Raw genomic sequence first — 16371 nt, 5'->3', positions numbered from 1 at the left:
GCCTATAAATAAGCACCTCATTTTTATTTACCATTTTAAAATTTGTTTTTTAGCTGCTCTAGTTTCGTCTAATCGACCTACTGGTGTATTATGAGGAGAACTTATCAATATCTCCGGATTATCTTTTATTTCTTCTGATATTTTTATCATTGCATCTATAAAACTATCCAAAGTTTCTAAGCTTTCTGTTTCAGTTGGCTCTATCATTATTGCACTATCTACAATTAATGGAAAATACACTGTTGGAGGATGATATCCATAGTCTAAAAGTCTTTTTGCAACATCCATAGTAGTTACTTCTCCAAGTTTTTTTCCACTTAATACAAATTCGTGCTTACATACAGTGTCAAAAGGTAATGTATAGTACTTTTTAAGTCTTTCTTTTAAGTAGTTTGCATTTAGTACAGCCATTTCACTTGCTAGTTTCAGCCCATCTGAACCCATAGTCAAAATATATGAATATGCCTTTAGTATAACTCCAAAGTTCCCATAGAAATTTTTTATTTTCCCTATAGAATGCTCTTTATTATAATTCAATGAATATCTATTTTCATGCTTTTCGATTATTGGAACTGGTAAAAATGGGATTAATTCCTTTTTAACTCCAACTGGACCGCTACCTGGTCCTCCTCCTCCATGTGGAGTTGAGAAAGTTTTATGAAGATTTAGATGAACAACATCAAATCCCATATCCGAAGGCCTACTAATTCCCATAATAGCATTCATATTTGCGCCATCATAATACAATAGTCCACCTACTTCATGTACTAAATCTGCAATTTTAGTTATATTTTTTTCAAATATACCCAATGTACTTGGATTTGTAAGCATCAAAGCACAAACAGTATCATCTAGCACTTCTTTTAAAGCCTCAATATCCACACATCCATTTTCATCGGATTTTATTTGCACTATATTACATCCACATAGATTTGCACTCGCTGGATTTGTTCCATGCGCTGAATCTGGAACTATTATCTTATTTCTTTTAAAATCGCCTCTATTTTCATGATATGCTTTTATAAGCATCAAGCCTGTTAATTCTCCATGAGAGCCTGCCGATGGTTGTAATGTTATTTCATCCATTCCTGTTATTTCTTTTAACATATTTGAAAAATCATACATTATATGAAGTGAGCCTTGAACTGTCTTTTCATTTTGATAAGGATGTATATTAGTAAATTCTTCTATTGATGCTATGTCTTCATTTAATTTGGGATTGTATTTCATAGTACAAGACCCTAGTGGATAGAATCCTGTATCAACTCCAAAGTTCTTATTTGATAAAAGTGTAAAGTGTCTAACAACATCTACTTCACTTACCATAGGCAACTTCGGATTTATAGTTCTTTTTAAATTATCAGGAATTAAATTTTCATCCTCATCTATATCTAGAGGAGGAAGTGAATATGCAAATCTTCCTTCTTTTGAAATTTCTATTAATAATTTATTATAATCTTTCATTTATATAGCCCCCATAGTATCAATAATTTTTTCTTTACTATCTTTAAAGCCCATACTAGATATAACATTAACTAAATTATCAATTTCATCCTTACTTCTTTTTTCTGTAACACAATATAATGAACAGTTATTAAGTTCTTTAAATTTATTTTCTAAATTAAATCCACCAATTATGTTTTCTTTTAATAAATTTTCGTTAATACTATCTACGTTGTGATATTTAGATTTAACTGTAAATTCATTAAAAAACTCTCCTGTAAACACCTTTTCATACTCTCCAGTTTTTGCCAATTCATTACAAGCATAATGTGATTTTTGAATACACTGATTTGCTACCTCTTTTAATCCCTTATATCCCATTGTAGCCATATATATCGTAGCTGAAAGGGCATTTAAAGCTTGATTTGAGCAAATATTAGACGTAGCTTTTTCTCTTCTTATGTGCTGTTCTCTTGCCTGAAGTGTTAGAACATATGCTCTTTGTCCTCTTGAGTCAATAGTTTCTCCTACTATTCTTCCTGGAAGTTTTCTTATATTTTTAGATTTTGTACTCATAAACCCTACAAATGGCCCTCCAAAATTTAAAGAGTTTCCTAATGGTTGAGCTTCTCCTACAGCTATGTCCGCACCTAGCTCTCCTGGTGATTTTAAAACTCCTAAAGATATTGGATTGACATTCATAATAAGCATTGCTTTATTTTGATGAGTAATAGACTCTATTTCTTCCATTTCTTCAATAATTCCAAAAAAGTTGGGACTTTGAACTAACATACAAGCACTTTCTTTATCTATATTTGCTTTTAAACTATCTACATCAACTCTTCCTGTTTTTCTATCATAATCGATTTCTATAACTTCAATATCTTTGAATTTCATATATGTTTTTATAACTTCCATAATCTCAGGATTTATAGATTTTGCTACTAGTATTTTATTTTTATTTTTCCCACTATTTAGTGCCATTACACAAGCTTCTACACTTGCAGTAGCTCCATCATACATAGATGCATTAGCTATATCCATTCCTGTAAGTTCAGAAATCATTGATTGAAATTCAAATATAGTTTGTAATGTCCCTTGACTTATTTCTCCCTGATATGGTGTATATGCTGTATAAAATTCTGATCTTGATGTAATATGTTTAATTACAGATGGTATATAGTGATCATATGCTCCTGCTCCTAGAAAACAAGTCAAGTTATCTATGCTATTATTTTCTTTAGCTATAGATTTTATTTTTTTTAATACTTCTATTTCACTTTTGGAAGTTTCTAAATTTAGATCTCTATTAAGCTTTAATTCATTAGGAATATCACTAAATAACTCATCTACTGATTCTACTCCTATTTCACTTAGCATCTTTTCTTTATCCTCATCTGTAATCGGTATATATTTAAACATAACCCAACCTCCATAATAGTTTTATATTCAGTTTTTAATATCTATTTTTAAGCATGAATCTCTGTTGGTTTTTTGTAAAATCTTTTGTTAATAATTTTTGCTTTTACTTTTTTCTTTCTAATACATATATCTACATCTCTTCCAATTTCTGAATAATTAGCATCTATAAGAGCAAATCCTATACTTTTATTCAAAGTTGGAGATTTATATCCAGTTGTTACATATCCTATTACATTCTCATAAGCCATAACCTCATACCCTTGTCTTGCTATACCTTTACCTGTAAGTTCAAATCCAATAAGCTTTCTATTTAAACCTTTTTCTTTTTGCATTTTTAATTCATTTTTTCCTATAAAATTACCTTTATCTAACTTTACAAAGAATGAAAAACCAGCTTCTAGTGGCGTTATAGCTTCACTTAATTCATTTCCATAAAGGGGTAATCCAGCCTCAAATCTTAATGTATCTCTACAACCCAATCCACAAGGTTTAAGTTTATATTTTTCACCTACTTCCAATAATTTGTTCCATATTTTTTCTACATCTTCATTTTTGCAATATATTTCAAATCCGTCTTCGCCTGTATATCCAGTTCTAGATATTAGAACTGATGTTTGGTCAACTTTTATATTTTTATTGAAGTAAAATGATTTAATTTCATCTAAATTTTCGTTGCATATTTCTTGAAGTATTCTTTGAGATAAAGGTCCTTGAATTGCAAGTTCTGAAATTTCACTAGAGATGTTTTCTATTTCTATATCATAATCTTGTTTGTTTTCATTCATCCACTTAAAATCTTTTTCTATATTACTAGCATTTATTACTAAATAAAAATTATTTTCATCGAATCTATAAACTAATAAATCATCAACTACACCTCCGTTAGGATAGCACATAAACGTATATATAGCTTGATTATCTTCTAATATTTCTATGTCATTTGTAATTAAGTTTTGTAAGTAAGACTTTGCTTGTGCACCTTTTATAATAATTTCTCCCATATGAGATACATCAAATAATCCAGCATAATTTCTTACAGATTCATGTTCTTTTATTAAGCCTTCATATTCTAGTGCCATATACCATCCCGCAAAGTCTATCATCTTTGCGCCTAAAGCTTCGTGTGCACTCAGTAGATACGTTTTTTTTAAATTTTCCATATCAAACTTCTCCTTAATATATTTTTAGAAAATTAAAAAGAGGATATAGAAATAAATAATATTCCTATATCCTCTGTTTCTTGTACCTGAAAGTTTTAATACTTATAGTATCATTTCTTCTTCGGCGCCTTACAATTAAGGGCTTTCCAGAGATCCATCAGTTAACGATTCCTTTGCCTGAAAGTTTCTTTGAAAATTGGAAGTTATTCAAATTTCTCCGTCGGCTCTTTATTTAAAAAGTATCTCTCGCTAACATCACCTGGTTTATTTAATTTTTATATTTAAATTGTAGTATCTTAATTTATTAATTGTCAACAAATTTTATTAACTAATCAAATTTAAATTTATTTAATTTAATATATCTTCTGTGGTATCAATCTAAAATCAATCCCTTTAGAATATTCCATTTTATAAACTTTACAATTTAATTTTTTAGAAATTTCTATAACTCTTTCTATATTTTCTTTGCTACAATCTTTTCCCAAGTAAATAGCTTTTACTTTCATTAGACTTTTTTCTATCCCACATTCCCCACTATTACTTTTTAATATAATTCTCCATTCATTTTCATATTGCCAGCTTTTGTGTTTCATTGTCAATGTGAAATATAACAAAAACATAGAATTTAATTTTAACTCATCATTATTTATTAGATTAGATAAAGTATTTTTTAAGACTTCAGTTATTTCTACTTTTTTATCTATATAGCTTACTTTTAGCAAGCAATCATAAAAATCACTATTTCTATCTAAGTTATCTATATCATATTCAATACACATACCTCTATGGTTATCTCCATAATGAGTCCATAGAGGTATGTTATATATGCTAGTACTTAGAGATAGTATTTTTATATGGTCGCTAAAGCTATTTAAAACTTTATCTATCTTACTTATTATTTCTGATTTTGATAAGTTATTTGCTGGACAATCTTCTCCTTTTAAGAAGTCTATTATCTCATCTTCATTATAATGTACTGGTAGTAAGTCAAAGGGATCATTTAAGTGCTCCCTATTTGAAAAATATAGCTTTCCATATTCTAAATTTTTTAGTCTATTTTCATCTATTTTTTGGTATTTGTATAACTTACTTGGAACATGTATATTTTTTAAATCTTTAGCTTCTTGCACTTTTCCTTTAGTATATAGTTCGATAAATTTTTCTTCCCATTTCATTTTCATATATTTGTCTTTCCTTGATTTAATAATTATTTATTATTCCATTCTATATACTAATAATTATGTGCACATATTTAAATAAATATAAGGCTAGAAAATTTTCTAGCCTTATATTTATTTTTTACGCTTAAGTAATTTATAATTAACAAATATTTGTGAATAACTTATAAAGTATAGTCTATCAAAATCTTGGTAAAAGTAAAAATTTACATTTTGAGCAACGGACAAAGTCGTTGGCGACATGAGCGAAGCGAATTTTTATTTACTTTTTATAATTTCTATAGCTTTTTCTGAAAGTTCATCTCTTCCCTCTTTTATTCCATCTATAGTTGGCTTTATGTAAATATCTGGTTTAAGACCTATTTTCTGAGTTTGTGAGCTATCTGGATTATAAACTCCTAGCCCAGTTATTATAGTTGTTACACCTCCTGGCAAATAGACCTCTGTTATATTTCCATCGGTACCAATAGAGTTGCTTCCTATTACTTTAGCTTTTGTTCCTTTTCTTAGTGCCATTACAGTAAACTCCGATTGACTTTGACTTCTTTCATTCATTAATATCATTACTTTTCCTTTATAATGCTTTTTATCATCTGGGTTAACTATTTGATCTTTTTCAAATATAAATTCCCCTGGAACTGATTGACTGGGTGCAGATATTTTTGAAAAAATTGTTGGTTTTGAAATAATTATTTTACCTAAATCATAAACAATAAATTCAGATGGGTATTCTCTTAAATCTACTATAATTCCTTCTGTATTCATAAATTTGTCCATTATTTTATCTATTTCATTTTTAGATAATTGTCCTGGGTTAATGTATCCTATATTTCCATCTAGAAGCTTATGTGATGGCTCTTTTATATCAAACATTGATGAATCATTATAACACTTAACATTTTTAATTATGTCTTTACCATCTCTTTTTAGTTTTATCTTAATACTATCATTTGAAGTTCTAAATAAATATCCTTGTAAGCAATTTACAATAGCTTCTTTTCTTGAAAGAGATCTATATTTAGATTTTTCTTTTATAACTTCAAATATATCTTTATCATTTATTTCTAATACTATATCTCCTGGCTTCAATTCGCATTTATTCTTGTATTTAGGAAATATTTTTTTAATTACAATACTGTCTTCAACTAAATCAAATTCTATAGGAGCATATTTATTTCCCCAGTATTTAGTTAAAGTTTCATTTATATCATATACCGCTGCGTGTGGATCATGTATTTTTGTTGTAAGTTCTGAAATTGCTAATTTATAATCTAACTCACTTTTAGTATTTACAAACTTAGGTATAAATGTAGTTAATACTTCATCCCAATTTTCTTCTATTATATCTGTATATGGATAATAGTATTCTATTATATTCCAATATCTAAACAAAGCAAGCAATTTGTGACCATCGTCATCATAGTCCATTTCTTCATATAGGTTTTCATTTTCAAAGTTAGCAAGTCCTACATCTTTATCAAACGTAGTATAAGCTTTGTTTCTTTTTGAAATGTTAGAGTTTGAAATCTTAACTAGTAATTGACTTAAATCTTTATCTAGATAATTAGTATTTTTTATCCAACTTAAATCTCTTTCAAGAGCTATTTTTTTGTTTTCAGCATTTTTACCACTAGAATTTTCTTCTACATCTCCTATGTTCTTAACCCACGTATATATTACTTTATTAGCTTCTTGCGAATTTTTTGCATTTAACGTATCTGGCATAACTCTAAATAGTTCATAATCAAAGTTTACATTCCCAGCTACAACCTCAGGATGATAGTACTTTACAACACCCCATACTTTACATAATTTTTTTAAATTATCAATCTGATTTGTATTTAATTTTTCAATTTTTATATTGCTTCCACTGTCAAATTCCTTATCTGAGTTTCTTTTAGTTCCATTTACTATTACTAGTACAATTATTACAACAAGTAACCCCCCTATCCATAAGTTGTTTTTAATCCACTTTTTCATCTCATCCTCCCATATTTTACCACTTATTAATACCTAAATATTAGCATCATATACTACATTTTTCTACATATACACTTTCAACGTAACTTTTCCGTAATTTTTCAGAATAATTCGATGAAAATATTTCTATATTTTGAATATAATCTATGGGAGGTGATTTAAATTAAATATGACACTCATGTCAATGGAGGCATATTTTTAGGCATGTTATTTTTAGGTCCATTTTATAATTACATAATTTCCAATTTTAATTTAATAGAAATTTCTATTTTCCTATTATTATATATTTACTTCTTAAAATTAGGTTCTATTTTTCCTGACATAGATTGTCCACAATCTTATATAGGAAAAAAGTTTAATATTTTATCTAAAATAATTAACAATAAGTTTCACCACAGAGGATTTACTCACAGTGCCTTATTTATATACTTTTTAATTTTTTTATCATTATTAATAAATATTGGATTTAAATTATCCTATCCTTATATCTTTGTATTTTTAGATGTATATATATTTATAATATTTTATGGTTTTATATTAGGTTGCATATCTCATATACTTTTGGATATGTTCAACTCTAGTGGAGTTTGTCTTCTTTATCCATCTTGTAAAAAATACAGGTTACCTTTAGCTCCTGTAATAAAGGTCGGTTCTAATGCTGAGCTTTCGCTTAACTCTTTTTTGAGTTTACTTACAAATATTTTAATTGTAATGTATATTTTTAATTTAATTGAATATTTAGCATAAAAAAACCCTTATAATAGTTTTTTTAAACATATATTTCTATTGTTTAAATAAATCTTATTATAAGGGCTATTTTTTATAAGATACATGCCTTTTCTGAATATGCCTTTTCTAATTGTTGTACTATACCTCCATTATTACTAGCTATGTCTCTATAACTAAATAATATATTTCCTTTAACCTCTGGATAATCTCTATTTATAGCAATTTGTTTATCTAGCTCTTTAGCTGTTTCTGCTTTATTTATACTTTGTGCAATATATAATTTTACATTTGTACCTTCCACCACATTAGACCACCATCTAACTAGTGTTTCATATGGATTTTTTTTGTCGTTAGTTGCCCAATATATTTGTGGTGCTATAAAATCTACAGTTCCTTCTTGTATCCAAGTCAAAGGGTCTGAATATAAAGCGTAATAACCTTCTTGTGCATTTGTGTTAGATCCATTTATATCACTGCTCTTATTCTTCCATACTGGGAAAGGACTTATTCCAAACTGAACTTTTGGATTTGCAGCTTTTATAACTTTATATATAGTTTTTATTAAATAATTTATAGCTGATCTTCTGTAATCTCCAACATTCACACATTCCCAGCAACCACATTTACAAATCCATTTACACTCACATTTTGGCATAGGATAACCTTCTGGATAGAAATATTCATCAAATATTATTCCATCTACATCATAATTAGAAACTATTTCAAAAACTGTAGTTGCTAAATAATTTATTACCTCTCTATCTTCCGGATTATATGAAAGTGCATCATTAAATTCTAAAACCCAGTCAGGGTTTAATTTTGCTGGGTTATTATCTGCTAACACACTTAGATCAGTTCCTTTAGTAGTTATTCTATACGGATTCAACCATCCATAAAATTTCATATTTCTTTTATGTGTTTCATCTAACATAAATTGAAGTGGGTCATACCCTGGATCTTTTCCTTGTGTTCCTGTAAGATACGATGACCATGGATTGATTTTTGATTTGTAAAAAGTATCTGATGTAGGTCTAATTTGAACCATAACTACATTAAAATTTAGACTTTGCAATTTATCTAATAGCTGTATGAATTCTTTCTTTTGTGCTTCAGCATCATTTTTTGTCTTGGGCCAATCTATATCGTATACTGTTGCCACCCATACACCCCTAAACTCATATAGTTTGCAGTCTACCCTCATGAAACACTCCCCCTAAAATAAATTTTGTGCTTTTAATTACACTGACACTTTTTATTATATGTATTTCATTAGAATTTTGTTAAATACTATTTTAAAAAGCTAGTTAAAATAAACAAATTTATTTTAACTAGCTTTTTATTCTTATATATTTATCTCTCTCTTTAAATACTGCCTTCCACGTTGGTCTATTGCTACTAATTCCCAACCTTCTTGCCCGTATTTATTTAGTTCATCTTCTATATCTAATCCTTCAAGTGTTAATACTTGATATTCAAATCTTTTCATATTTACTCTCCAATTATTATTTTATTAACTTAAATACTATGCTTCGTTTTATATCTATAGCTTTTTTAGGACATAATTCGTGACAGCAAAAACATCTTATACATTTACTTAAATCTATTTCTATTTTTGAATCTAAACTTATAACCTTTGCTGGACATGCCTCTATACACTTTTTACATTTCACGCACTTATTGTAAGAAACAACTGGTTTTGGAGTTAATAATTTCGTAAGAGGTTCATGTATAAACTTAGGTAAAGTCGATGATAATAACCTAAAATCTTTGCTTGTTTTTGGTATTTTAAAATCCTTTACAACAAATTGACTTATATCATCACCTATTGCTTTAACATCGCTTAAATCGTTCTTTATGTATCCTCTTTTTATACTTCCTCTTACAGTTGGAACCTTGTTTATATCTAAATTTATAAGTTTGCAAGCTATTGAATCTAACGCATATGGACTTGTTGATACTAAAGTTGTTCCAATATGTCTCGGACTTCCTGCAGAAGGTCCTTCTCCTTCCATGCCAACAATTCCATCCATAATAGTTAGTGTTGGATTTACATATGAACATATATCTAATAATACATCTTCACAAAATATTTCTTCACTTGGAAATCTATAATGTATTTCTGCTTTTTTTAATCCCGCAATAGATCCATATAGATTTTTAACTCCTCCCGTAAATGTAGCCATACCATGAGTCTTTAATTTACATATATTAATTATATGATCAACTTCTTTTATTGGAGTTATTATATCCATAAATCTTAATGCTTTAGAGCTTTCATTTTCTACTTTTGCTTCACTCACATCATAGTTTAGAGTTACACCTAATTCATCCGCTATATCTTTCATTCCAGTTGATTTGTATATACCTTTTAAAGCTGATGTAGTATACGGGCCTCCTGGACTATCAGCAATTACTATCTCACAATTTAATTTAAGAAGCATTTCACATACAACTTTAACTACTGTTGGATGTGTTGTTGTAGCTTCTTCTGGTATCTTTTTCATAAGCAAATTTGGTTTTATTAATACTTTGCTATTTGGATTTATATATTTTTCTATTCCTCCAATATCTTCTAAGTTTTTCTCTATTGATTTTTTTATATTTTCATAGTTATAATCATCACATTTCCTTATTGATACAAATTTCATAATAATCCCCTCTTTTAACCATTTAAATTACATTCTTTTTTTATTTTAGCATAAAAAAATTTGGTACGTTTATATTTAAAGTTATATGGAGTTACAATTTTGTCACTCAAAATTTAAAATTACACAAAAAGTACTACCTAAGTTTTAGGTAGTACTTTTTAATTTTATTTCATTAAACTATTTTACAGATATATTTATATTTTCATTTTCTTCATCAACTACTATAGTGCATCCGTTATATATTTCTCCTGCTATTAACTTTTTAGCTATCATAGTTTCTAGTACATTACTTATATATCTTTTTAATGGTCTAGCTCCGTAAATTGGATCATATCCTTCTTTAACCATTATGTCTTTTGCTCTTTCTGTAACTTCAATTTCTATGCTCTTATCTTGTAATCTATTTCTTAAAGATTTCATAAAGATGTCTATAATTTGTTTTATTCCTTCTTTATCTAATGGTTTAAACATTATAATATCATCAACTCTATTTAAGAATTCTGGCTTAAATCTTCTCTTCATTTCGTTCATAACTAATTCTTTAGCTTCATCATTAATATCTTCTCCAGCTTCTAATAAATATGAGCTACCTATATTTGAAGTCATTATTATGATAGTATTTTTAAAATCTACTGTTTTGCCTTTATTGTCAGTAAGTCTTCCATCATCTAATATTTGAAGGAATAAGTTAAATACATCTTCATGTGCTTTCTCTATCTCATCAAATAATAATACAGAATAAGGATTTCTTCTTACAGCTTCTGTTAATTGTCCACCTTCCTCATATCCTACATATCCTGGAGGAGGCCCTATAAGTCTTGATACTGCATGTTTTTCCATGTATTCTGACATATCAATTCTTATAATATTGTCTTCACTATCAAATAGGTTGTTAGCTAGAGTTTTAGCAAGCTCTGTTTTACCTACCCCCGTAGGTCCTAAGAATATAAATGAACCTATTGGCTTATTCTCATCTTTAAGTCCTGCACGAGCACGTATTACCGCATTACTTACAGCAGTTACAGCTTCGTCTTGTCCAATTACTCTTTTGTGTAGTTCATCTTCTAACTTTAATAGTTTTTCTCTTTCTCCCTCTACAAGTTTAGTAACTGGTATACCTGTCCACTTAGCAACTATTTGAGAAATTTCATTTTCTGTTATTTCTTCTTTTAATAAAGCATTTTCATAGCTTTCTTGCATTTTTTCTTCATGTGCCTTTATTTTTTCTTCTAATTTAGGTATTACTCCATATTTTAGTTCTGCTGCTTTGTTAAAGTCATACTCTCTCTCATACTTTTCAACATTTCCTTTAGCTTCATCAAGCTGTGCTTTTAAATTTCTTATTTCTAATATTTGACTTTTCTCTTTTTCATACTTAGCAGTCATTTCGTCGTTTTTAGATTTTAATTCAGCTAATTCTTTTCCTAGTTTTTCAAGTCTTTCTTTACTTTTCTCATCATTTTCTTTTAGCAATGCTTCTCTTTCTGTTTCTAATGTTAATAACTTTCTTCTCACTGTATCAAGCTCTGTTGGAAGAGAATCTATCTCACTTCTAATCATAGCTCCAGCTTCGTCTATTAAATCTATAGCTTTATCTGGTAAAAATCTATCTTGTATATATCTATCAGATAATTTTGCAGCTGCAACTATAGCATTATCATGTATTCTTATTCCATGATGAATTTCAAATCTTTCTTTAAGTCCACGAAGTATTGAAATTGTATCATTAACACTAGGTTCTTCAGCCATAACTGGTTGGAAACGTCTTTCAAGAGCCTTGTCTTTTTCAATATATTGTCTATACTCATCAAAAGTAGTTGCTCCTATACAGTTTAGTTCTCCACGAGCTAACATAGGTTTTATTAAATTTCCTGCATCCATTGCTCCATCAGTTTTTCCAGCTCCAACTATTGTGTGTATCTCATCTATAAATAAAATTATCTTACCTTCTGCACCTTGAACCTCTTTAAGAACTGCTTTTAATCTTTCTTCAAACTCACCTCTATACTTAGCCCCTGCAATTAAAGATCCCATATCTAATGAGAATATTACTTTATCCTTTAATCCTTCAGGAACATCACCTCTAACTATTCTTTCAGCTAGTCCTTCTACTATAGCTGTTTTACCAACTCCTGGCTCTCCTATTAATACAGGATTGTTTTTAGTTCTTCTTGATAATATTCTTATAACTCTTCTTATTTCTTCATCTCTTCCTATTACAGGATCTAACTTGTTTTTCTTAGCTAATTCTACTAAGTTTGTAGCATATCTAGCTAATGCTTCATAAGTTCCTTCTGGATCTTGACTTTCTACTCTTTGATTTCCTCTAACTTTTGATAGTACATTTAAAAAATCATTCTTATTTATATTGTATTGCTTTAATATCTTACCTATATTTGTTTTTGATTCAACTTCCATTATTGCAATCATAACATGTTCTACACTTATATATGCATCTTTAAATTCTTTAGATATTTCTTCTGCTTTAATTAAAATTTCATTTATCTTTCTTGTAGCTGTTACTCCTTGTGAATTTATCCCTTCACCATGTATTTGTGGTAATTTATTAAGTTCTGAATTTATACTGTTATTAAATGCATCAACAGACACGTTCATCTTTTCTAGTATATTTGGAATAAGACCATCTTCTTGATTTACAAGTGCACTTAATAGATGTATTGCATCCACTTGTTGATTGTGATTTTTTACCGCTATATTAAAAGCATCATTTAAGCCTTTTTGTACTCTTACTGTCATTTTTTCTATATTCATATACACAATACCTCCGTTATCTATAATATATATTAATTATTTATAAGTAATAATTTCCAAAATAGTTTATTATCACTCTACTTAGTTGAGTGCTAATAAATCGTTATTAATATAATATATTTATGATTTAGCTTTGTCAATATATTTTTTTATTTTTATGTTTTTATACAAAATAAAGCTATATCTTAATATTAAGATATAGCTTTAAACTTATATAGGCTTCTTATTTTTCTACTCTAATTTAATTCTATTAATTGATTTATTAAATCTTTGATTTTTTGATATGCATCAGATCCCCATTTAACTATGCTATTGCTTTCATTGAATCCAAAACCATCCGAATTTTTCTTAAATATATCAATATTATCTTTAATATTACTTGGTAGTTCTTTAATTTTTTCTATCTCTCCTTCTCTGAAATCTTTATCGCCTATAAAGTCTTTTGTAAATCCAATTACATCAGAAGTAATATTTTCAACTGTTGAAGCTGCATTTTCTAGTATACTCGAGATAGAATATTCTTTATTAGAATCTGATTTTTGAAAAAGGTTAAAAGCGCCTAATGACTCACATCCTGTGGCACTGAAAATAACAATTGATAAAGTTAATACTATAGCTAATTTTTTATATATCTTAATATTCATTTAATCATCTCCTTAGTTATCTTATAAATACATTTTAATATTTAATTCTTAAACTAATCTTTCCTTAATCTTAAATAATTCTTAAAATTTATTTTCCAAAATTTTCAAACTAAAAAGGGATATGTGTTAATACATATCCCTTTCTAAATCCATAGTAAAAATCATAATTAATTATCTTTTATTTTCTATGATGTTTGATATAATTCCTTTACATCTTCCACATCCCGTACCTGCTTTAGTTACTTCTCCAACCTTTTCAACTGTATCAGCTCCATTTTTTACTGCTTCTACTATTGTTTCGATTGATACATTCTTACATTTACATGCATTTTTTATAAGAGTTTCTACTTCTTTAAGTTCTTCTTCATTTTCAATAACTATATCTGATATTTCTTTAAGTTCTTCAACAGTTCTAGCCCCTTGTCCTTGAGCTTTTCTTACTTTTAAATATTTTTCCATTTCTAATGCCATATCTATATCTCCTAACATTTAATTTAATATCTTAATTCTATAACATTGTTATGTAATATAAAGATATTTTAATCTTTTATATATGTATTCCCCATATTAACAGTTCATAAACAAATTATTTAAAATTAAAATTTTTTAACTTGCTAATCTTTTACTAACTAGAATTTAATTGCTAAATTTTTAGCCTCTTCAAGACCTTTAGCAATAATTTGTTCTGCTTTATTTGGGAATTTATTGTGACCTTCAATCACTACTTTCTCTATATCTTTTGCCCCAAAGAATCTCATCATATTTGTCACATATTTAACTGCCATTTCCATTTCAGCCCCAGGTCCTTCAGAGTATACTCCACCACTTGCGTTTAATAATGCAATCTTCTTATTCCCAATAAGACCTACTGGACCTTCTGACGTATACTTAAATGTTTTACCTGCACGGTTTAAGTAATCAATATATGTATGTAATACAGCTGGGATTGTTAAATTCCATAACGGAAAGCCAAATACAACTTTATCAGCTGAAAGAAATTGATATAAATATTTGTCAGCAACAGCTAATGCTTTTGCTTCTTTTTCTGTTAAGTCAAGTTCTTTACTAGTCTTAAAAATTCCGTTGATAAGGTCTACTCCCATATATGGCAATTCTTCATTGTATAAATCAAGCTCTATCACTGTATCATCTGGGTGTGCTTCTTTGAAACTCGCTAAAAAGGTTTCATATAATTTCATACTAACTGCCTGGTCTTCTGGGCGATTATTTGCTTTTATAAATAAAACTGTCGTCATTCTCTTTTCCTCCTGTTCCTCACTCTTGTGTGGTTATATATTTACTCGCTAAAAATAGTATCTTATTTAGATTATAACAAAAATAATATAGTCAACTTGATTGACTATACTTAATATAGTACAATGGAGTTCAGATAAAGTCAACTTAATTGACTTTATTTAGGGAGGTTTTATTTATGAATTATCAAAACTCTAGTGAATTAGATCTTACATCGCTTTTATCATTATCCTTTAGTACATTGATTGATAATTTAAATGATAGAATGGGTGAATTAGGATTTCGAGATATTAGACCTGCACACGGTTTTTTGTTTACATATATTACTCCTAATGGAGCAACAGGTATAGAAATAGCTGAATACTTAGGAATTACAAAGCAAGCTGTGAGCAAAATGGTGAGTTATCTTGAGGAGCACGGTTATGTAATGCGCCAAAATCATCCCACTGATAAGAGAGTCAAAATTATTATTTTGACTGAACGAGGTGAACTAGTAATGAAATCAAAAGAGAAAATTTTATCTGAACTTGAACAACATTGGATAGAAAAAATAGGTGCTGAGCGAATGCAAATGCTTAAAGAAGATTTAACAAAATTAGTGTATGAAGCAAATGGAGGTAAATTATCATCTAAGTCAAAACCTGTTTGGTAAAATTGATATCAAATATTGATTATATTTTATGTGATTACTTCTCTTTCTAGTTATAATTAAAAAAGCACTGATTTGATAGAATTAACTTTCAAAATCAGTGCTTTTTTTAGGCGTAATATTAAATTACATCCTATTCCTCTTTTGACTTTTACTAAATATAGTTTGCAATTTAGCTTGAACTCTAACCTTTGGACTTTAGACTAAAACTAACTGCACTCTAGTAGACCGAGGTTTTCTAGTAGATTCATTATATTTAATATGATACTTTTTCAAGTACCTAGTCCCCATCACTCCCAAAGACACTACCAAAAGGTTAGATATAATCTAGCTTTTGCGTAGTAAGTATTGGTTTGACAATCAATCTTGATTAACTGTCTGATTATATATTAACCATTATCATAAATAATATGTATCTTTTCATAAACTTTTTAATTATTTTTCTTTTTTATAATTTAAAATTATTATCTAGTTATTATTATATTTTTACAA

14 protein-coding genes and 1 riboswitch are annotated in these 16371 nt (G+C 28.2%); of the genes, 2 read left to right on the top strand and 12 right to left on the bottom strand.

Features of this window, described 5'->3' with window-relative positions:
- Positions 1-27 precede the first annotated feature (27 nt).
- From gcvPB to GFJ41_RS02900, 5 genes are all read right to left on the bottom strand, one after another.
- Positions 28-1464 carry an aminomethyl-transferring glycine dehydrogenase subunit GcvPB gene (gene gcvPB / locus GFJ41_RS02920; protein WP_170074559.1) on the bottom strand — a complete coding sequence of 479 codons (1437 nt, stop codon included), beginning with the start codon at positions 1462-1464 and terminating at the stop codon, positions 28-30.
- Positions 1465-2865: an aminomethyl-transferring glycine dehydrogenase subunit GcvPA gene (gcvPA, locus tag GFJ41_RS02915; RefSeq protein WP_052169160.1), complete on the bottom strand. Its 1401-nt coding sequence runs from the start codon at positions 2863-2865 to the stop codon at positions 1465-1467.
- 47 nt (positions 2866-2912) lie between these two features.
- Positions 2913-4025, bottom strand: a complete 1113-nt coding sequence (gene gcvT / locus GFJ41_RS02910; protein ID WP_170074558.1) for a glycine cleavage system aminomethyltransferase GcvT — start codon at positions 4023-4025, stop codon at positions 2913-2915.
- A 155-nt stretch (positions 4026-4180) separates the two neighbouring features.
- Positions 4181-4284, bottom strand: a riboswitch (glycine riboswitch).
- A 94-nt stretch (positions 4285-4378) separates the two neighbouring features.
- Entirely contained in the window at positions 4379-5206 is an 828-nt protein-coding gene (locus GFJ41_RS02905) for a DUF2971 domain-containing protein (protein WP_170074557.1), read from the bottom strand.
- Positions 5207-5461: 255 nt separating this feature from the next.
- Positions 5462-7183: a S41 family peptidase gene (locus tag GFJ41_RS02900; RefSeq protein ID WP_170074556.1), complete on the bottom strand. Its 1722-nt coding sequence runs from the start codon at positions 7181-7183 to the stop codon at positions 5462-5464.
- A 204-nt stretch (positions 7184-7387) separates the two neighbouring features.
- On the opposite strand from GFJ41_RS02900, the gene GFJ41_RS19810 reads away from it, so the two are divergent.
- Positions 7388-7930 (top strand): metal-dependent hydrolase, encoded by a 543-nt coding sequence (locus GFJ41_RS19810; RefSeq protein WP_170074555.1) that lies wholly within the window; start codon positions 7388-7390, stop codon positions 7928-7930.
- 73 nt (positions 7931-8003) lie between these two features.
- On the opposite strand, the gene GFJ41_RS02890 is transcribed toward GFJ41_RS19810, so the two are convergent.
- From GFJ41_RS02890 to GFJ41_RS02860, 7 genes are all read right to left on the bottom strand, one after another.
- On the bottom strand, positions 8004-9113 hold the full coding sequence (locus GFJ41_RS02890) for a glycoside hydrolase family 10-like protein (protein WP_170074554.1): 1110 nt from the start codon (positions 9111-9113) through the stop codon (positions 8004-8006).
- Positions 9114-9254: 141 nt separating this feature from the next.
- On the bottom strand, positions 9255-9398 hold the full coding sequence (locus GFJ41_RS02885; RefSeq protein WP_142730124.1) for a DUF4177 domain-containing protein: 144 nt from the start codon (positions 9396-9398) through the stop codon (positions 9255-9257).
- 16 nt (positions 9399-9414) lie between these two features.
- Positions 9415-10560: a DUF362 domain-containing protein gene (locus GFJ41_RS02880; protein ID WP_170074553.1), complete on the bottom strand. Its 1146-nt coding sequence runs from the start codon at positions 10558-10560 to the stop codon at positions 9415-9417.
- Between the two features lie 177 nt (positions 10561-10737).
- A complete protein-coding gene (gene clpB / locus GFJ41_RS02875) occupies positions 10738-13332 on the bottom strand; it encodes an ATP-dependent chaperone ClpB (RefSeq protein WP_170074552.1) in 2595 nt (864 codons plus the stop codon).
- A gap of 236 nt (positions 13333-13568) precedes the next feature.
- Positions 13569-13976, bottom strand: coding sequence for a hypothetical protein (locus GFJ41_RS02870; protein WP_035116479.1), 408 nt, complete (start codon positions 13974-13976; stop codon positions 13569-13571).
- A 171-nt stretch (positions 13977-14147) separates the two neighbouring features.
- Positions 14148-14447 (bottom strand): (2Fe-2S)-binding protein, encoded by a 300-nt coding sequence (locus tag GFJ41_RS02865; protein ID WP_021429418.1) that lies wholly within the window; start codon positions 14445-14447, stop codon positions 14148-14150.
- A 158-nt stretch (positions 14448-14605) separates the two neighbouring features.
- Positions 14606-15232: an FMN-dependent NADH-azoreductase gene (locus GFJ41_RS02860; RefSeq protein ID WP_035116481.1), complete on the bottom strand. Its 627-nt coding sequence runs from the start codon at positions 15230-15232 to the stop codon at positions 14606-14608.
- 176 nt (positions 15233-15408) lie between these two features.
- Here GFJ41_RS02860 and GFJ41_RS02855 point away from each other — a divergent pair, with 176 nt between their 5' ends.
- On the top strand, positions 15409-15882 hold the full coding sequence (locus GFJ41_RS02855) for a MarR family winged helix-turn-helix transcriptional regulator (protein WP_170074551.1): 474 nt from the start codon (positions 15409-15411) through the stop codon (positions 15880-15882).
- Positions 15883-16371: the final 489 nt, after the last annotated feature.

Source organism: Paraclostridium dentum (genome assembly GCF_012922555.1).
GTDB lineage: Bacteria > Bacillota > Clostridia > Peptostreptococcales > Peptostreptococcaceae > Paraclostridium > Paraclostridium dentum.
This window is presented reverse-complemented; position numbering and strand designations above follow the sequence as displayed.